Below are 17318 nucleotides of genomic sequence, written 5' to 3'. Positions count from 1 at the left end.
GCCCCCCGGCGGCGCCCGCGGGCCGGCCCCCCCCCCCCCCCCCCGCCCCCCCCCCCCCCCGCCCGCGCCGGCGCCCCCCCCCCCCCCCCCGCTTCCGTGTCTCCCCCGTCCGCCCGCGCTCACCGGAGCCGTCGCCATGACCGTTGACCTGCCCCGCCTCGCCTCCTGGCTGCGCTGCCCCGTCTGCGCGGCAGACCTGGAGCCGGTGGACCGGCTGACGCTCGGCTGCGCGAACGGCCACCGCCACGACGTGAACAAGCGGGGCTTCGTCTCCCTGCTGGGCGGCGGGACCAAGCACCTGGGCGACACCGCCGAGATGCTGGAGGCGCGCGAGCTGGTGCTTGAGGGAGGCGCCTACTCCCCCATCGCCGACGCGGTCGCCGCCGCCACCGCCGGGCCCGGCGCCCGAGTGCTCGACGCCGGCGCCGGCACCGGCTACTACCTCCGCGCCGCCCTCGCCGCATCCCCGGATGCTGTGGGGCTCGCCATGGACCTCTCGCCGCAGGCGGTCGCCCGGGCCGTGCGGGCGTCGGAAAGTGTCGACGGTCTGGTGGCCGACACGTGGCGGCCTCTTCCCGTGCGTTCGGAGATCGCGGACACCGTGCTGGACGTGTTCGCGCCCCGCAACCTGCCCGAGTTCCACCGCGTGCTGCGCCCTGGCGGCTCGCTCGTGGTCGTGGTGCCGCGTCCGGACCACCTCGGCTCGCTGCGCGCCGCCGGGACCATGCTCGACATCCCGTCGGACAAGGCGGAGGACGTGACGACCGCCGCAGCGCCGCTGTACGCCCTTCACACGCGCGAAACGGTCGAGTACGACCTCCCGCTCACGGACGCCCTCCGGGCCGCTCTGGCGGGCATGGGCCCGTCGGCGCGGCACGCGGCCGCGGCCGCGCCCGCACACGTCGACGCGACGCGCGTCGCCGTCGACGTTCTCCGGCTCACCCGCCGCTGACCGCAGCGACGCGCCTGGTTGACGCAACACGCCGCGCCGCGGGAGCGGCGCGCGGCGTGTTGCGTCAACCCGATAGCCACCGTCGCGTGGGCAAAGACGGCGCCCGCCTCCGGGGACGCCCTGCCCCTTACGCGGCGGAACGCCGCGGGTGAGCGCTCTCCATGGGACGTAACACGCCGTTTTGGCCGCGCCTTTACGGCGTGTTGCGTCGCATGGATCGCGGGAGCGGCGGGCCGGGACGACGAAAGGGCCGCCTCCCGGAGGAGGCGGCCCGTTTCGTGGTGGTGCGGGTTACCGGGCGAAGTAGCCGCGGTAGTACTCGTAGACCCAGCCGACGATGCAGACGAGCGCGAAGGCGACGCCGATGTAGCAGATCCAGAAGCCGACCGCGAGGCCGAGCATGACCAGGCCCGCCGCGAAGGCGAGAGCGACCGGCCACCAACTCCACGGGCTGAAGTGGCCGAGCTCCGGGTCGCCGTCGTCGATGTTGGCGTCGAGACGGTCCTCCGGCAGCTCACCGCCCTGGGAGGCGTGCGAACGACCGACATAGAACGCGATGAACGCGGCCAGGATCGCCGACAGCAGCAGAGCGACGGTTCCGACCCACTCGACGTTGCGGTGCATCTCGTCGAGCAGGTTCCACAGCGTGTAGGTGATCGCCGACAGCAGGAAGAAGACCGACAGGATCCAGAACAGGATGGCATTGGTGCGCATGTGTTACTTCACCTCGTCCTTCGCGACGTCGTGCACGGGAGCGTCCGGAGCGTCCTTCGCGGGACCCACGCCGATCGGGATGCCGGCCTCGGGGTGGTTCAGGTCGAAGGCCGGCGACTCCGAACGGATGCGCGGGATCGACGTGAAGTTGTGCCGCGGCGGCGGGCAGCTGGTCGCCCACTCGAGCGAACGGCCGTAGCCCCACGGGTCGTTGACCGTGACCTTCGGCGCGTTGCGCGCGGTCAGGTACACGTTGACGAAGAACGGGATCATCGAGATCGCGAGGATGCCGGCGCCGATCGACGAGACCTGGTTCATCCAGGTGAAGCCGTCGGACGGCAGGTAGGTCGCGTACCGTCGCGGCATGCCGACGACGCCCAGCCAGTGCTGGATGAGGAACGTCGTGTGGAAGCCGATGAACAGCAGCCAGAAGTGCCACTTGCCCAGACGGTCGTTGAGCATCTTGCCCGTCCACTTCGGCCACCAGAAGTAGAAGCCGGCGAACATGGCGAACACGACCGTGCCGAACACGACGTAGTGGAAGTGCGCGACGACGAAGTACGTGTCGGACACGTGGAAGTCGAGCGGCGGCGACGCCAGGATGACACCGGTCAGACCACCGAAGGTGAAGGTGATCAGGAAGCCGATCGACCACAGCATCGGCGACTCGAACGTGAGCGAGCCTCGCCACATGGTGCCGATCCAGTTGAAGATCTTCACGCCGGTGGGCACCGCGATGAGCATCGTCATCAGGGAGAACCACGGCAGCAGCACCGAGCCGGTCACGTACATGTGGTGCGCCCACACCGTGACGGACAGCGCGGCGATCGCGATCGTCGCGTACACCAGCGTCTTGTACCCGAAGATCGGCTTCCGGCTGAACACCGGGAAGATCTCCGACACGATGCCGAAGAACGGCAGCGCGATGATGTACACCTCGGGATGGCCGAAGAACCAGAACAGGTGCTGCCAGAGCAGGGCTCCGCCGTTGGCCGCGTCGTAGATGTGCGCGTCGAAGACGCGATCGGCCGCGAGGGCGAACAGGGCGGCGGCGAGCACCGGGAAGGCCATCAGCACGAGGATCGAGGTCACCAGGGTGTTCCAGGTGAAGATCGGCATGCGGAACATGGTCATGCCCGGGGCGCGCATCGTGATGATCGTGGTGATGAAGTTCACCGCGCCGAGGATGGTGCCGAAACCGGAGAGGCCGAGGCCCACCACCCAGAGATTGCCGCCGATTCCTGGCGAGAACGTCGTACTCGACAGTGGCGCGTATGCGAACCAGCCGAACGACGCCGCACCCTGCGGGGTGAGGAAGCCGGCGACCGCGATCAGCGAGCCGAAGGAGTAGAACCAGTAGGCCAGCGCGTTCAGTCGCGGGAACGCGACGTCGGGCGCGCCGATCTGCAGCGGCATCAGGACGTTGGCGAAGCCGGCGAACAGCGGCGTCGCGAACATCAGCAGCATGATCGTGCCGTGCATCGTGAACAGCTGGTTGTACTGCTCCTTGGTCTGCACGACCTGGAGGCCCGGCTCGAACAGCTGGGCGCGGATGATGAGGGCCATCACGCCGCCGATGAGGAAGTACACGAACGACGAGATCAGGTACATGTACCCGATGGTCTTGTGGTCCGTCGACGTGATGTAGTTCACCAGGATGTTGCCCTTGCGCTCCGCACCGTTCCTGGTGAGGATCGTGGGCCCTGGCTTCGGGGCGGTCGTGGCCCCCGGTGCCGGTGCTGTCGTCGTCATCTGTGGCGTCCTACTCGTTGCCCTGGGTGCCCTTGGGGGCGCCCGTTCCTGGCAGGTTCTGGTTGCGGTCGTACTCGGAGCCGAGCTGACCCTCGTAGCCCTGGTCGCGCAGCTTCTGGATGTGGGCGTCGTACTCCGACTGCGGCACGATCTTCACGTTGAAGAGCATCGCCGAGTGGTACTCGCCGCAGAGCTCCGCGCACTTGCCCACGAAGGTGCCGGTGCGGTCGGTGGTCTCGAAGTACATGTAGTTGGTCTTGCCCGGGATCACGTCTTTCTTGTAGAGCATCGCCGGGACCCAGAAGGAGTGGATCACGTCGCGCGAGTCGAGCTGGATCGTAATCTTCTTGTTCTCGGGCAGGTAGAGGGTCGGGATCTCGCCCTCCTGCACCGAGCCGGGGGTGGCGCTGTTGTCGTCCGGCTGCACCTGGATGCCCGGGTCGTAGACGTTGTCGCTCACGTAGTTGAAGTCCCACGCCCACTGCTTGGCGTAGACCTGGATCTTGAGGTCGGGGTTCGCGTACGGCTTCTCGATCGCCGACTGGTCGCGGGCCGTGAAGGCGAAGAAGCCGAGCACCAGGATGAGCGGCACGATCGTGTAGAAGATCTCGATCGGCATGTTGTAGCGCAGCTGCACCGGGAGGCCGGTCTGGCCCTTGCGGCGGCGGTAGACGATGACCGCCCAGAGGGTGAGGCCCCAGACGACGATGCCGACGATGAGCAGGACGATCCAGCTCGTCACCCAGAGGCCGCTGATGCGCTCGGTGTGGTTCGTGACGGGCGGCTCGCCCTCCACGAAGCCCGGGAGGAATCCGTGCAGCTGGGCCTGCGTGCAGCCCGCCAGGACCGCGACGAGGGCCGCGGCGATCGGGATGGCAGCCCATCGGAGACGGCGATTGTGACGCACCGGTGACCTTTCGAGTGACTACGGGGACAGTTCACATGAAACTGTATGTGGCTGTCTCTACCCTACTCCGACCGACACCCTGATCCGAACAAAAGGGCCGCCCTGTGGAGGGCGGCCCTGAGGTGCTGCGTGTGCTATGGAGCTCCTAGTGGAACGAGTCCCCGCAGGCGCACGAACCGGTCGCGTTGGGGTTGTCGATCGTGAAGCCCTGCTTCTGGATCGTGTCCTCGAAGTCGATCGAGGCGCCGTCGAGGTACGGAACGCTCATCTTGTCGACGATGACCTCGACCCCGTCGAAGTCGACGGTCGCATCCCCGTCGAGCATGCGCTCGTCGAAGTACAGCTGGTAGATCAGGCCGGAACAGCCGCCGGGCTGGACGGCGACCCGCAGACGCAGGTCGTCGCGGCCCTCCTGCTCGAGCAGGCTCCTGACCTTGGATGCCGCGGCGTCGGTCAGGCCGACTCCGTGGGCCTTCGTCGCGGTCAGCGTTGTGTCGGTCATGGGACTCCTCACCAAAGGTGTTTCGGACGGTGGAACGAAATCTGCGTCGATTGTACGTCGCAGAAGTGGAAATGTGTTCAGGAACCTGTGCGCGCGTTGAGACGGGCCAGAAGCAGCGCCTCCGCGAGCACGGCACGCTTGAACACGCCGAGGTGCAGCGACTCGTTCGGGCTGTGCGCCCGCGTGTCGGGGTCCTCCACGCCGGTGACGAGGATCTGCGCCTGCGGGAAGTCGCGCACGAGGTCGGCGATGAACGGGATCGAGCCGCCGATCCCGGTCTCCACGGCCTCCTTACCCCAGGCGTCGGTCATCGCGCGCTTCGCCTCGGTGGCCGCCCAGCCGGCGGTGTCGACGAGGAACGGGTCGCCGAGGTCGACGTCCTCGATCGCGAGGTGGGCGCCGAAGGGGGCGTGCGCCCGCAGGTGCCGCTCGAGCGCCTCGTAGGCCTCGCGCGCCGGCTGCCCCGGCGCGACCCGCGAGCTGATCCGCACGGACACGCTCGGAAGCAGCGTGTTGGACGCGTTGGCCACGCTCGGGGCGTCGATCCCGGTCACCGTGATGGTCGGCTGCGACCACATCCTGGACAGGATGGGGCCCTTCCCGATGCTCGTGACCCCCGGCAGGAAGGCCGCGTCGTGAGCGAGCTCCTCCTCGTCGAACGCGGGCGGCTCGGCGGCCGCGTCGTACGAGGTCAGGCCGTCGACGGTGACGGAGCCGTCGTCGTCGTGCAGCGTCGCGAGCAGCTTCACCGTGGCGAGCATCGCGTCCGGGGCCGCGCCGCCGTACATGCCGGAGTGGGAGGCGTGCTCGAGCGTCGACACCGTCAGCTTGAAGGTGACGTTGCCGCGCAGCGAGACCGTGAGGGCGGGCGTGTTCACGTCGACGTTGTCGGAGTCGGCGACGATGATGACGTCCGCCGCCAGCGCCTCCTTGTTCTGCTCCAGGAAGTTGGCGAACGAGCGCGAGCCGAACTCCTCCTCCCCCTCGATGAACACGGCGAGCCCGAGGTCGAGGTCGTCGCCGAAGACGTCCTTGAGGGCGCGGACGGTGGCGACGTGGCTCATCACGCCTGCCTTGTCGTCGGCGGCGCCGCGGCCGTAGAGCCGGTCGCCGCGGACCGTCGGCTCGAACGGCGGGGTCTCCCAGTTCGCCTCGTCGCCCTCCGGCTGCACGTCGTGGTGCGCGTAGAGGAGGACGGTCGGCCGTCCGTTGCGCGCGGCGCGCGTGGCGAGCACGGCCGGCTGGCCGAGGGTGTCGCCCTCGCCGATCGGCGCCTGCTTCACCTCGATGCTCTCGAACATACCGGTGTCGGCGAGGAGACCCGCGACGGCCTCCGCGCTGCGCCGCACGTTGGCCGGGTCGAACGCGGACCACGAGACGGAGGGGATGCGCACCAGCTGCGAGAGGTCGGCGATCGCCGAAGGCAGCCCGGCCTCGACCGCGGCCCGCACCTCCCGCTCTGCCGCATCCTGGGCGGTCGTCGTGGTGTCGCCGTCGGCGCGCGGAACGGGAGTCTGCTGGCTGGCTGTCATGCGGGTAATCTTAAAGCCCACACAACCGAAGGCTCGAAGTTGGCAAAGCGACAGAACCCGGCCGAGGCGGAGACGCCCGTGGCCGAGACCCCCGAAGAGACGGCAGCGCGGCTGAAGCAGGGCAAGGGCGTCCCGACGCCGAGCCGCCGCGAGCAGGAGGCCGCCCGCAAGCGCCCGCTGGTGCCGACCGACCGCAAGGAGGCGGCCCGAGCCGCCCGTGCGAAGCAGGCCGAGGCCCGCGAGAAGGCGCGCATCGGCATGGCCGCCGGCGACGACCGCTACCTCACCGCCCGCGACCGCGGACCCCAGCGCCGGTACGTGCGCGACTACGTCGACGCGCGGTTCTCGATCGGCGAGTTCCTCATCCCGGTGATGCTCATCGTCATCGTGCTCACGTTCCTCCCCTGGCCCGCCATGCAGGTGTACGGCCTGTTCGCGCTCTGGGGCTTCTTCCTCATCGCAGTCATCGACTGCTTCGTGCTCGGCTTCCTGGTCCGGCGGCGCGTCGGCGAGAAGTTCGGCACGACCAAGGTGGAGCGCGGCCTGCGCTGGTACGCCGCCATGCGCGCGCTGCAGCTGCGGGTCATGCGCCTCCCGAAGCCGCAGGTCAAGCGCGGCCAGTACCCCAGCTGACGTGGCGATCGTCGCGGCGGCGGACGGCTCCGCCCTCGGCAACCCCGGCCCGGCCGGCTGGGCCTGGTATGTGGACGACGCCCACTGGTCGGCGGGCGGCTGGCCGCACGGCACGAACAACCAGGGCGAGCTCATGGCGGTCATCGACCTGCTGGAGTCCACCGCCCACCTGGGCGAAGACCTGCACATCTTCTGCGACAGCCAGTACGTCATCAATGCGGTGACCAAGTGGATGCCCGGCTGGAAGCGCAAGGGCTGGCGGAAGGCCGACGGCTCCCCCGTGCTGAACCGGGAGCTGCTGGAGCGGCTCGACCGCGGCCTCGCCGGACGCACCTACCGGTTCGAGTGGGTCAAGGGCCACGCCGGCCACGAGCTGAACGAGGCCGCCGACGAGCGCGCCCGCGCCGTGGCGCTGGCGTACCAGAAGGGCGACCCGATCCCGATCGGTCCCGGCTGGCCGGATCCGGCCGCGGCCGCGCGCGCCGAGACCGTGGAGGCGGCTGCCGCACCGGCGCCCGCGGAGCCCGCGACGCCCGCCGAGCCTCCGGCCGAGCAGGACACGGCGGTGGCGTTCGACCTGTTCGACGCCCTCCCGACCGAGGAGTCGGACGAAGAGGTCGTCGCCCGCCTGGAGCGGGAGTTGCTGGAGCCTGCGGTGCGCTCCGACGCGTCCCGGCTGGCCGAGCTGCTGCACCCGTCGTTCGAGGAGATCGGCCGCTCCGGCCGGCTCTGGGGCCGCGACGCGCTGGTCTCCGAGCTCGCCGACGAGGGGACGTTCACGGCCGGCCTCGAGGTGCTCGGGGTGGACCGAGTAGCCCCGGAGGCGCTGCTCCTCACCGCGCGTACGACCGACGACCGCGGCGCGACTCTCCGCAGCTCGCTGTGGGTGCGAAGCTCCGGGCGCTGGCGCCTACGCTTCCACCAGGGCACGCCGGAGGCGTAGCAGCCCGCGGTTGATCTGCCGCGCCCACAGCGGGCCGCGATAGAGGAACGCCGTGTAGCCCTGCACCAGGGTCGCACCGGCGTCGAGCCGCTCCTGCACGTCCTCGGCGGTCTCGACGCCGCCGACCGAGATGACGCACAGCTCCGGCGGGACGACCGCACGGATGAGGCGCAGCACCTCCAACGACCGGGCGGCGAGCGGGGCGCCGCTGAGTCCGCCGGCGCCCGCGGCCTCCACGACGGCCGGGTCGGTGACGAGACCGTCGCGGGAGATCGTGGTGTTGGTGGCGATGATGCCGGCGAGCCCGAGCTCCACCGCGAGCCGTGCGATGCGCTCCACCTGCTCGTCGGTGAGGTCGGGGGCGATCTTCACCAGCAGCGGCGTCTGGCCCGCGACCTCCTTCACGGCGGACAGCAGCGGGCTCAGCAGCTCGAGCTCCTGCAGACCGCGCAGGCCGGGGGTGTTCGGCGAGCTGACGTTGACCACGAGGTAGTCGGCGACGGGCGCGAGAGCGCGGGCGCTGGTCAGGTAGTCGTCCGTGGCGTCCTCGACCGCGACGACGCGCGACTTGCCGATGTTGACGCCCAGCACGGGACGCCGACGCGCGCGCCGGACCTTCAGCAGTCGGTCGGCCGCCGCCCCAGCGCCGTGGTTGTTGAACCCCATCCGGTTGATGACGGCCCGGTCGGGGATGAGGCGGAACAGCCGCGGCTTGTCGTTGCCGGGCTGCGGGCGCGCGGTGATCGTGCCCACCTCCACGTGCCCGAACCCGAGCGCGCCGAGACCGAGGACGCCCTCGCCGTCTTTGTCGAAGCCGGCGGCGACGCCGAACGGCGAGTCGAACCGGTGACCGAGCGCCTCCACCGCGAGCGACGTGTCGGCGCCGTTGAACCGGCGGGCGACACCGCCGAGCCCGACGGCCGGGAGGGCGCGGATCACGACGAAGGCGAGGTGATGGGCCCGCTCGGGGTCGAGCCGGGACAGGACGAGGTCGAAGAGTGCGCGATACATGCCAACAGCAGAATATCCGCTAGTTGGCGCCGGCAGGCTCCGCGTGCGCCAGCCGCAGCGAGCGGATGGCCTCCTCGAAGTCGTCGAGCGAGTCGAAGCCCTGGTACACGCTCGCGAAGCGCAGGTACGCCACCTCGTCGAGCTCGCGCAACTCGGGCAGGATCGCCAGCCCGATGTCGTTCGCCTCGATCTGGGATGCTCCGGTGGAGCGGATGGTCTCCTCCACCTTCTGAGCGAGCACTGCGAGGTCGGAGTCGGTGACCGGCCGGCCCTGGCACGCTTTGCGCACACCGAGCACGATCTTCTCGCGGCTGAACGGCTCCGCGACCCCGCTGCGCTTGATCACGCTGAGGCTCGCCGTCTCGGTGGTCGAGAAGCGGCGTCCGCACTCCGGGCACTGCCGGCGCCGGCGGATGGACAGGCCGTCGTCGCTCGTGCGGGAGTCGATGACGCGGGAGTCCGGGTGGCGGCAGAAGGGGCAGAACATGGAGGGATTCTATCGCTCAGCGGGTGCGGAACCGCTGGGTGACCGCTTCGCCGTGGGCGGGGAGGTCTTCGGCGGTGGAGAGCGCGACGATCCGGTCGGCGACCTCGCTCAGCGCCTCGCGGTCGTAGCGCACCACCTGCTGCGGCCGGAGGAACGAGTAGGCCCCGAGTCCCGGTGAGAAGCGCGCCTGGCCGCCGGTCGGCAGCACGTGGTTGGAGCCGGCGAGGTAATCGCCCAGGCTGACCGGCGAGGTCGGGCCGACGAAGATGGCGCCGGCGTTGTGGATGGACGCGAGCAGGGCCTCCGGGTCGGCCGTCTGCAGCTCGAGGTGCTCGGGTCCGTAGGCGTTGCTGAAGGCCGCTGCCGCGTCCAGGTCGTCCACGAGGACCACGGCGGACTGCGGGCCGCCCAGGGCGGTGCGCACGCGCTCGGCGTGCTTGGTGGCGTCGGCGAGGCGGCCGAGCTCCTCGGCGACGCGGTCGGCGAAGGCGGGACTGTCGGTCACGAGCAGCGACGCCGCGGCCTCGTCGTGCTCCGCCTGGCTGACCAGGTCGGCGGCGACGTAGCCGGCGTCCGCGGTGTCGTCGGCGATGACGAGGATCTCCGTCGTGCCCGCCTCCGAGTCGATCCCGGTCTGGCCGCGGACGACGCGTTTCGCCGCCGCGACGTAGATGTTGCCGGGGCCGGTGATGACCTGCACCGGCGCGAGGCCGAGCTCCTCGACACCATAGGCGAGTGCGCCGATCGCGCCGGCGCCTCCCATGGCGTACACCTCGTCGATGCCGAGCAGGCCGGCAGCGCCGAGGATGACGGGGTGGACCGCTCCCCCGAACTCGCGCTGCGGCGGGCTCACCAGCGCGACGGACGCGACGCCGGCGACCTGCGCGGGGACGGCGTTCATCACGACGCTCGACGGGTAGACGGCTTTACCGCCCGGGACGTACAGGCCTGCGCGCTCGACCGGCTCCCAGCGCTGCACGATGCTCGCGCCGGGACGGATGACGGTCTCGGCCGGCGGGGGCACCTGCGCGGCCGTCGCCTGGCGGACGCGGGCGATGGCCTCCTCCAGCGCCTCCCGCACGTCGGCCGGGAGCCCGGCGACGGCGGCGTCGATCTCGGCCTGCGGCACCCGGACGGAGGCGGGCGCGCCGCCGTCGAAGCGCTCGGCCTGCTCCCGCAGGGCCGCGGCGCCGCGCTCCCGCACGTCGGCGATCAGGTCGGCGGCGACGGACATCGCGACCTGCACATCCACGACGGGACGGGGCACGAGGCGCTGGAAGGCGGCACGAGTAGGCTGGACACCGCGGAGGTCGATGGTCTGGATCATGGCATGTCCAGCCTACCGACATGGAATCCCGGCCCGGCCCAGAACGTTGACAGAGCACATATGAACAGCGCATCCCCCGACCCCACCGACGGCGCCGTCAGCGACGCGACCCCCGACCTCGTGGCGTTCCGCCAGGCGTTCCGCCGGCACGCGGCCGGGGTGGCGATCGTCACGGCGCAGCGGGAGGACGGCACGCCGGTCGGCTTCACGGCGACCTCCCTGGCCTCGCTCGCGGCGGTGCCGCCGCTCGCGACGTTCAACATGGCCCTGTCAGCGTCGAGCTGGCCGGCGATCGCGGAGACCGACCGTGTCGTCATCCACACGCTCGGCGTGCGCAACCGGGAGGTCGCGCAGATCCTGTCGGGCGACAACCAGCAGCGCTTCCTGGGCGACCACTGGTACCGGGGACCGCACGGGCTGCCCGTGATCCGCGACACGACGGCGTGGATGGTCGGCCGCATCCTGGAGCGCACACAGGTGCACAACAGCGCCGTGGTGATCGTGCAGATCGAGGAGGGCGCCCTCGGTGAGGACGACGCCCCGCTCGTCTACCACGAGCGCACCTACTGGCGCCCGGGCACCCCGGTCTGACGCCTCCCGCCCGCCGAGTGGTGACATCATGTCGCCATTCGGCGCGGATTACCGCGTCTACTCACCACTCGGCGGGAGCTTGGGCTAGACGAGGCAGTTGGGGCCGAGGAGGGCTTTCAGCTCGCCGTAGAGGTCCGGAGAGACCTTCACGGGCTTCGGGACCTCGAAGACGCGGGCGACCTGGCCCTTGACCAGGCGCAGGCGCACCTCGGCCTCTCCCGGGTGCCGTGCGAGCACCTCGGCGAGGGATGAGACGGTGTCCGTCGTCGCGCGCTGGTCGGGCATCGTGATCATCAGCGTCCCGCCGACGTCGTCCGCCTGGCCGAGGTCGGGCGTCATGAGCGAGTACGCGTGCAGGTTCATCCCGTCGTCGCGCATGCTCACCCGGCCGCGCACGACGACGATGGTGTCGCCCTTCAGCGCGTGCGAGTACTCCTGGTACGCCTTGCCCATGAACATGACGGTGAGCTCGCCGCCGAAGTCCTCGACCTGGATCATGCCGTACTGGTTGCCGGACGCCTTCGCCACGCGATGCTGCACGCTCGTGACGAGGCCCGCGATCGTGACGGTGTCGCCGTCCTGCGTGTTCTCCGACGACACCAGCTCGGCGATGCCCGTGCTCGCCAGCTTCGCCAGCTGCAGCTCCAGCCCGGCGAGCGGGTGGTCGGAGACGTACAGGCCGAGCATCTCGCGCTCGAACGCGAGCTTGTCGCGCTTGGCCCACTCCGGCCGCTCCGGGATGTGGTGCTGCGTCTGCGCCACCTCGTCCTCGCCCCACAGGCTGTCGAAGTCGAAGCCCACGTCGCCGTTGGCCTCGTTGCGCTTGATCTTGACGGCCGACTCCACCGCATCCTCGTGCACCTCGACGAGGGACCGCCGGGTGTGGCCGAGGGAGTCGAACGCGCCCGCCTTGATGAGCGACTCGACGGTGCGCTTGTTGGCGGCGTGGATGGGCACCTTGTTCAGGAAGTCGTGGAACGACTCGAACCGGCCCTTGCTCTCGCGTGCCTCGCGCACGCCCTCGACGACGTTCGCGCCGACGTTGCGCACCGCGCCCATGCCGAAGCGGATGTCCTCGCCGACGGCGGCGAAGTAGAGGTTCGACTCGTTGACGTCCGGCGGGAGCACCTTGATGCCCATCCGGCGGCACTCGTTGAGGTAGAGCGCCATCTTGTCCTTGGAGTCGCCGACGCTCGTCAGCAGGGCGGCCATGTACTCGGCCGGGTAGTGCGCCTTGAGGTAGGCGGTCCAGTACGAGATCACGCCGTAGGCGGCCGAGTGGGCTTTGTTGAACGCGTAGTCGGAGAACGGGAGCAGGATCTCCCACAGCTTGTTGACCGCGTCCATCGAGTAGCCGTTGTCGGTCATGCCCTTCGAGAAGCCCTCGAACTGCTTGTCCAGCTCGGACTTCTTCTTCTTGCCCATCGCGCGGCGCAGGATGTCTGCTTGGCCGAGCGAGAAGCCGGCGACCTTCTGCGCGATCGCCATCACCTGCTCCTGGTAGATGATGAGGCCGTAGCTGGTCGAGAGGATGTCGGCCAGCGGCTCCGCGAGCTCCGGGTGGATGGGCGTGATCGCCTGCTGGCCGTTCTTGCGCAGCGCGTAGTTCGTGTGCGAGTTCGCACCCATGGGGCCCGGGCGGTAGAGCGCGATGAGCGCCGAGATGTCCTCGAAGTTGTCCGGCTTCATCAGCCGCAGCAGCGACCGCATCGGGCCGCCGTCGAGCTGGAAGACGCCGAGCGTGTCGCCGCGCGACAGCAGGTCGTACGCGCCGCGGTCGTCGAGCGCGAGGTCCTCGAGCACGAGCTCCTCTCCGCGGTTGTCGCGGATGTTGTCGAGGGCGTCGTTGATGATGGTGAGGTTGCGCAGCCCCAGGAAGTCCATCTTGATCAGGCCGAGGGACTCGCACGCCGGGTAGTCGAACTGCGTGACGATCTGGCCGTCCTGCTCCCGCTTCATGATCGGGATGACGTCGATCAGCGGGTCGGACGACATGATCACACCGGCCGCGTGCACGCCCCACTGGCGCTTCAGGTTCTCCAGGCCCAGGGCCGTGTCGAACACCGTCTTGGCCTCGGGGTCGGACTCGACCACCGCGCGGATGTCGACCGCCTCCTTGTAGCGGGGGTGGTCCTTGTCGAAGATCCCGGTGAGCGGGATGTCCTTGCCCATGACGGGCGGCGGCATCGCCTTGGTGAGCTTCTCGCCCATGGAGAACGGGAAGCCGAGCACGCGGCCCGAGTCCTTCAGCGCCTGCTTGGCCTTGATGGTGCCGTACGTGACGATCTGGGCGACGCGCTCCGAGCCGTACTTCTCGGTCACGTACTTGATGACCTCGCCGCGGCGGCGGTCGTCGAAGTCGACGTCGAAGTCGGGCATGGAGACGCGGTCGGGGTTGAGGAAGCGCTCGAAGATGAGGCCGTGCTGCAGCGGGTCGAGGTCGGTGATCCGCATCGCGTACGCGGCCATCGAGCCCGCGCCGGAGCCGCGGCCGGGGCCGACCCGGATGCCGTTGCGCTTCGACCAGTTGATGAAGTCGGCGACGACGAGGAAGTAGCCCGGGAAGCCCATCTGCGAGATGACGCCGATCTCGTAGTCGGCCTGCTTGCGCACCTCGGGCGTGATGCCGTCGGGGTAGCGCTGCTCGAGGCCCTTCTCGACCTCCTTGACGAACCAGGTCTGCTCGGTCTCGCCCTCCGGGACCGGGAAGCGAGGCATGTAGTTCGCTGCGGTGTCGAACCGAACGTCGCAGCGCTCGGCGATCGCGAGGGTGTTGTCGCACGCATCGGGGTAGTCGCGGAACAGCTGGCGCATCTGCTCCGGGGTCTTGAGGTAGAACTCGTCGGCGTCGAACTTGAACCGGTTGGGGTCGTCGAGGGTCGAGCCGGACTGCACGCACAGCAGCGCCGCGTGGCTCTTCGCGTCCTCCGCGTGGGTGTAGTGGAGGTCGTTGGTCGCGACCAGCGGCAGGCCGAGGTCTTTCGCGAGCCGGATGAGGTCGGACATGATGCGGCGCTCGATGCCGAGGCCGTGGTCCATGATCTCGGCGAAGAAGTTCTCCTTGCCGAAGATGTCGCGGAAGTCGGCCGCCGCGGCCCGCGCGGCCTCGTACTGGCCGAGCCGCAGGCGGGTCTGCACCTCGCCGGAGGGGCAGCCGGTGGTGGCGATGATGCCCTTCGAGTAGCGGCTGAGCAGCTCGCGGTCCATGCGCGGCTTGAAGTAGTAGCCCTCCATCGACGCGTACGACGACAGCCGGAACAGGTTGTGCATGCCCTCGGTCGTCGCCGCGAGCATCGTCATGTGCGTGTAGGCGCCCGAGCCGGAGACGTCGTCGCCTCCGCCGTCGCCCCAGCGGATACGGGTCTTGTCCGTGCGGTGCGTGCCCGGCGTGAGGTACGCCTCCGTGCCGATGATCGGCTTGATCCCGGCGTCGGTCGCCGTGCGCCAGAAGTCGAACGCGCCGAACATGTTGCCGTGGTCGGTGATCGCGACGCCGGGCATGCCCTGCGCGGCCGCCGACTCGATGAGCGGCTTGACGCGCGCCGCTCCGTCGAGCATCGAGTACTCGCTGTGGACGTGGAGGTGGACGAAGGAGTCGCTCATGACCCCTTCAGCCTAAGGCCGACGACCGACCTTGTCAGGCCGACGCACAGACCCGCAGGCACGACTTCGCCGTCAGGCGCTGGCCCGCTCCGGCATCGCCTCGGGTCCCTCGTCTCGGCGCTGTGCCAACTGATGGACGCGCTGCGGAGAAAGACCGAGGATCCGGCCCGTGTCCTTCATGGTGAGTCCCTCAGCGCGGAGGGCCTGGACCGCCGATCGCCTGAGAGCGGCTGCGGTCGCCTCGTCCCTCCGTGCCCGATCTTCGAGCGTCACGGCCTCATCCCACGCCGCTCGCGCCGACTCGGGAATCTCGACGGCTACATCCACGTCGAATGTGTCCTGGTCGATGTCGAACCACAGTCCGATCACCTCGCGAGCGACGTCCTCGACCTCCGAGAGAGTGCGCGCCTGACCGACCGTATCGGGATCCTTCACCGTCACCAGCCACCACCTGCCGTCGCGTCGGGCCGTCGCGTGGTAGGTCTTCCGCTCACCCATTGCCGTGTCCCTCCATCACTCTGCCTTTCATCGCCAGCTCTGCGGGGTGCTCGGCAGCTTCTTGATCAGCTGTCCGACGATCCCCGCGCTGACTTCGCCGTGAACGGGAATGGACTCCTTGACCGACTCATCGGGCAGGCCCCACAGCTCGTGGCTCCCCTTTGCATGGCGAAGATAGACCCAGCCGTTCGCTCGGACCACCTTGATGACGTCTCGGTGCTTCTGCGGCTTCGGCATCAGGATACTCTAGTCCCCCTAGATGCGTCCATCAAGCGGGGCTAGATGATCTTGTCCGCTATTGCCGAACGGCTTCGACGCCTACGACGCCCGGAGCACGTCCAGGGCGTGTTGCAGGTCCTCCGGGTAGGTGGTCCGGAAGGTGACCCACTCTCCCGTCGCCGGGTGCTCGAAGGCGAGCTGGACCGCATGCAGCCACTGCCGCGTGAGGCCGAGCTTCGCGCTCAGCACCGGGTCGGCGCCGTACATCGCGTCGCCGACGCAGGGGTGCCGCTGCGCGGCCATGTGGACGCGGATCTGGTGTGTGCGGCCGGTCTCCAGGTGGATCTCCAGCAGGCTGGCCGCGGGGAACGCCTCGATCGTCTCGTAGTGCGTCACCGACGGCTTCCCGCCGGCGACGACGGCGAACTTCCAGTCCGACCGGGGGTGACGGCCGATCGGGGCGTCGATCGTGCCGGAGAGCGGGTCGGGGTGGCCTTGCACGACGGCGTGGTAGATCTTCTCGACCGTGCGGTCATGGAAGGCGCGCTTCAGCGCCGTATACGCGCGCTCGGACTTCGCCACGACCATCAGGCCGCTCGTTCCGGCGTCGAGGCGGTGCACGATGCCCGCGCGTTCTGCTGCTCCGGAGGTGGAGATGCGGAAGCCGGCCGCGGCGAGGGCGCCGAGCACCGTGGGGCCCTCCCAGCCGACCGAGGGATGGGCGGCGACGCCGACGGGCTTGTCGACCACCACGATGTCGTCGTCGTCGTAGACGATGGTGAGGTCGGGGACGGCGATGGGGACGATCTCGACGTCCGACTTCGGCTGCCAGGTCACCTCGAGCCAGGAGCCGGCGCTGAGGCGGTCGGACTTGCCGGCCTCGCGGCCGTCGACGTTCACCCCGCCGGCCTCGGCGATCTCGGCGGCGAAGCTGCGCGAGAAGCCGAGGAGCTTAGCGAGTCCTGCGTCGACGCGCGAGCCTTCGAGCCCGTCCGGGATGGGGAAGCTGCGCGACTCCATCTAGCTCTTCGGCTCGTCGTGCCGGTCCTGAGCGGGCTCGGCGGTGTCCGGCTCGGCGGCGCCGGGCTCGGCGGCGTCCGGCTCGGCGGCGTCGGCCTCGACATCCGCCTGCTCCGCGCCGTCCTCGTCCTCGTCGTCCTGGCTGTGCCGCCCGTCCAGCCCCACTCCGCGGAGGGTCAGGATGAGGAACAGCGCCATGCTCGACACGATCGCCACATCGGCGAGGTTGAAGATGGCCGGCAGGAGCGGGATCTGCAGGAAGTCGACCACGTGGCCGACGCCGAAGCCCGGCTCCCGGAACAGCCGGTCGGTCAGGTTGCCGAGCAGCCCGCCGAGCAGCAGGCCGAACAGCACGGCCCAGGCGGTGGATCGGATGCGCGGGGCGTACCAGATGACGAAGCCGAGGACGCCGACGCCGACGATGGAGAAGATCCAGGTCGAGCCGCTGCCGATGGAGAAGGCGGCGCCGGCATTCTTCACGAAGTGGAACTGGAGCAGCTGCCCGAGGACCTCGATCTGCTGGCCCTCGTAGAGGTTCGAGACGACGAGGACCTTGGCGATCTGGTCGATGAGGTAGACGCAGAGCGCCACCACCGCCAGGATCGCCAAGGCCTTGACGCTGACCTT

General features: G+C 69.6%; 17 protein-coding genes. 4 read left to right on the top strand and 13 right to left on the bottom strand.

The features are described from left to right. Positions 1-136 precede the first annotated feature (136 nt). On the top strand, positions 137-952 hold the full coding sequence (locus tag P5G59_RS01770) for a methyltransferase domain-containing protein (protein ID WP_301215403.1): 816 nt from the start codon (positions 137-139) through the stop codon (positions 950-952). 291 nt (positions 953-1243) lie between these two features. Here P5G59_RS01770 and P5G59_RS01765 read toward each other — a convergent pair whose 3' ends face one another. The 5 genes from P5G59_RS01765 to P5G59_RS01745 all read right to left on the bottom strand — a co-directional run bounded on the left by P5G59_RS01765 (position 1244) and on the right by P5G59_RS01745 (position 6359). After that, on the bottom strand, positions 1244-1666 hold the full coding sequence (locus tag P5G59_RS01765; RefSeq protein WP_175338939.1) for a cytochrome c oxidase subunit 4: 423 nt from the start codon (positions 1664-1666) through the stop codon (positions 1244-1246). 3 nt (positions 1667-1669) lie between these two features. Next, complete coding sequence (gene ctaD, locus P5G59_RS01760; protein ID WP_301215399.1) at positions 1670-3418, bottom strand: aa3-type cytochrome oxidase subunit I; 1749 nt, start codon at positions 3416-3418, stop codon at positions 1670-1672. A 10-nt stretch (positions 3419-3428) separates the two neighbouring features. After that, positions 3429-4325 carry an aa3-type cytochrome oxidase subunit II gene (gene ctaC, locus P5G59_RS01755; protein ID WP_301215397.1) on the bottom strand — a complete coding sequence of 299 codons (897 nt, stop codon included), beginning with the start codon at positions 4323-4325 and terminating at the stop codon, positions 3429-3431. 145 nt (positions 4326-4470) lie between these two features. After that, positions 4471-4827: an iron-sulfur cluster insertion protein ErpA gene (erpA, locus tag P5G59_RS01750; RefSeq protein WP_018191347.1), complete on the bottom strand. Its 357-nt coding sequence runs from the start codon at positions 4825-4827 to the stop codon at positions 4471-4473. 77 nt (positions 4828-4904) lie between these two features. Continuing rightward, on the bottom strand, positions 4905-6359 hold the full coding sequence (locus P5G59_RS01745) for a dipeptidase (RefSeq protein WP_301215393.1): 1455 nt from the start codon (positions 6357-6359) through the stop codon (positions 4905-4907). A 39-nt stretch (positions 6360-6398) separates the two neighbouring features. Between P5G59_RS01745 and P5G59_RS01740 the strand changes: the two genes are divergently transcribed. After that, complete coding sequence (locus tag P5G59_RS01740; RefSeq protein WP_301215391.1) at positions 6399-6992, top strand: DUF3043 domain-containing protein; 594 nt, start codon at positions 6399-6401, stop codon at positions 6990-6992. A gap of 1 nt (position 6993) precedes the next feature. Then, positions 6994-7935, top strand: coding sequence for a ribonuclease HI family protein (locus tag P5G59_RS01735; RefSeq protein ID WP_301215389.1), 942 nt, complete (start codon positions 6994-6996; stop codon positions 7933-7935). Here the strand turns inward: P5G59_RS01735 and P5G59_RS01730 are convergent. From P5G59_RS01730 to hisD, 3 genes are read right to left on the bottom strand one after another with little or no spacing between them, the layout of a single operon-like run. After that, on the bottom strand, positions 7903-8946 hold the full coding sequence (locus P5G59_RS01730; RefSeq protein WP_301215387.1) for a quinone-dependent dihydroorotate dehydrogenase: 1044 nt from the start codon (positions 8944-8946) through the stop codon (positions 7903-7905). The genes P5G59_RS01735 and P5G59_RS01730 overlap by 33 nt on opposite strands. Before the next feature lie 19 nt (positions 8947-8965). After that, positions 8966-9433, bottom strand: a complete 468-nt coding sequence (nrdR, locus tag P5G59_RS01725) for a transcriptional regulator NrdR (RefSeq protein ID WP_301215385.1) — start codon at positions 9431-9433, stop codon at positions 8966-8968. A 16-nt stretch (positions 9434-9449) separates the two neighbouring features. Beyond that, positions 9450-10760 carry a histidinol dehydrogenase gene (hisD, locus tag P5G59_RS01720; RefSeq protein WP_301215383.1) on the bottom strand — a complete coding sequence of 437 codons (1311 nt, stop codon included), beginning with the start codon at positions 10758-10760 and terminating at the stop codon, positions 9450-9452. 60 nt (positions 10761-10820) lie between these two features. Here hisD and P5G59_RS01715 point away from each other — a divergent pair, with 60 nt between their 5' ends. Beyond that, positions 10821-11351 (top strand): flavin reductase family protein, encoded by a 531-nt coding sequence (locus tag P5G59_RS01715; RefSeq protein ID WP_175338948.1) that lies wholly within the window; start codon positions 10821-10823, stop codon positions 11349-11351. An 84-nt stretch (positions 11352-11435) separates the two neighbouring features. Here P5G59_RS01715 and dnaE read toward each other — a convergent pair whose 3' ends face one another. From dnaE to lspA, 5 genes are all read right to left on the bottom strand, one after another. Continuing rightward, a complete protein-coding gene (gene dnaE, locus P5G59_RS01710) occupies positions 11436-14954 on the bottom strand; it encodes a DNA polymerase III subunit alpha (protein ID WP_301215381.1) in 3519 nt (1172 codons plus the stop codon). A gap of 72 nt (positions 14955-15026) precedes the next feature. Further along, positions 15027-15452, bottom strand: a complete 426-nt coding sequence (locus P5G59_RS01705; RefSeq protein ID WP_301215379.1) for an antitoxin HicB — start codon at positions 15450-15452, stop codon at positions 15027-15029. Positions 15453-15479: 27 nt separating this feature from the next. Further along, complete coding sequence (locus tag P5G59_RS01700; RefSeq protein ID WP_301215378.1) at positions 15480-15689, bottom strand: type II toxin-antitoxin system HicA family toxin; 210 nt, start codon at positions 15687-15689, stop codon at positions 15480-15482. Positions 15690-15770: 81 nt separating this feature from the next. Further along, complete coding sequence (locus P5G59_RS01695; protein WP_301215376.1) at positions 15771-16691, bottom strand: RluA family pseudouridine synthase; 921 nt, start codon at positions 16689-16691, stop codon at positions 15771-15773. Beyond that, positions 16692-17300, bottom strand: a complete 609-nt coding sequence (gene lspA / locus P5G59_RS01690; protein ID WP_301215374.1) for a signal peptidase II — start codon at positions 17298-17300, stop codon at positions 16692-16694. Positions 17301-17318: the final 18 nt, after the last annotated feature.

Origin of the sequence: Leifsonia virtsii, assembly GCF_030433675.1 — a bacterium.
Lineage (GTDB): Bacteria > Actinomycetota > Actinomycetes > Actinomycetales > Microbacteriaceae > Leifsonia > Leifsonia virtsii.
The sequence above is the reverse complement of the archived record's forward strand: the minus strand, read 5'-3'. Positions and strand labels throughout refer to the sequence as shown.

Bases quoted from the DNA above. Each gene is read 5' to 3' on its own strand.
- P5G59_RS01770 (WP_301215403.1), top strand. From the start codon at position 137: ATGACCGTTGACCTGCCCCGCCTCGCCTCCTGGCTGCGCTGCCCCGTC.
- P5G59_RS01765 (WP_175338939.1), bottom strand. From the start codon at position 1,666: ATGCGCACCAATGCCATCCTGTTCTGGATCCTGTCGGTCTTCTTCCTG.
- ctaD (WP_301215399.1), bottom strand. From the start codon at position 3,418: ATGACGACGACAGCACCGGCACCGGGGGCCACGACCGCCCCGAAGCCA.
- erpA (WP_018191347.1), bottom strand. From the start codon at position 4,827: ATGACCGACACAACGCTGACCGCGACGAAGGCCCACGGAGTCGGCCTG.
- P5G59_RS01745 (WP_301215393.1), bottom strand. From the start codon at position 6,359: ATGACAGCCAGCCAGCAGACTCCCGTTCCGCGCGCCGACGGCGACACC.
- P5G59_RS01730 (WP_301215387.1), bottom strand. From the start codon at position 8,946: ATGTATCGCGCACTCTTCGACCTCGTCCTGTCCCGGCTCGACCCCGAG.
- nrdR (WP_301215385.1), bottom strand. From the start codon at position 9,433: ATGTTCTGCCCCTTCTGCCGCCACCCGGACTCCCGCGTCATCGACTCC.
- hisD (WP_301215383.1), bottom strand. From the start codon at position 10,760: ATGATCCAGACCATCGACCTCCGCGGTGTCCAGCCTACTCGTGCCGCC.
- P5G59_RS01715 (WP_175338948.1), top strand. From the start codon at position 10,821: ATGAACAGCGCATCCCCCGACCCCACCGACGGCGCCGTCAGCGACGCG.
- dnaE (WP_301215381.1), bottom strand. From the start codon at position 14,954: ATGAGCGACTCCTTCGTCCACCTCCACGTCCACAGCGAGTACTCGATG.
- P5G59_RS01705 (WP_301215379.1), bottom strand. From the start codon at position 15,452: ATGGGTGAGCGGAAGACCTACCACGCGACGGCCCGACGCGACGGCAGG.
- P5G59_RS01700 (WP_301215378.1), bottom strand. From the start codon at position 15,689: ATGCCGAAGCCGCAGAAGCACCGAGACGTCATCAAGGTGGTCCGAGCG.
- P5G59_RS01695 (WP_301215376.1), bottom strand. From the start codon at position 16,691: ATGGAGTCGCGCAGCTTCCCCATCCCGGACGGGCTCGAAGGCTCGCGC.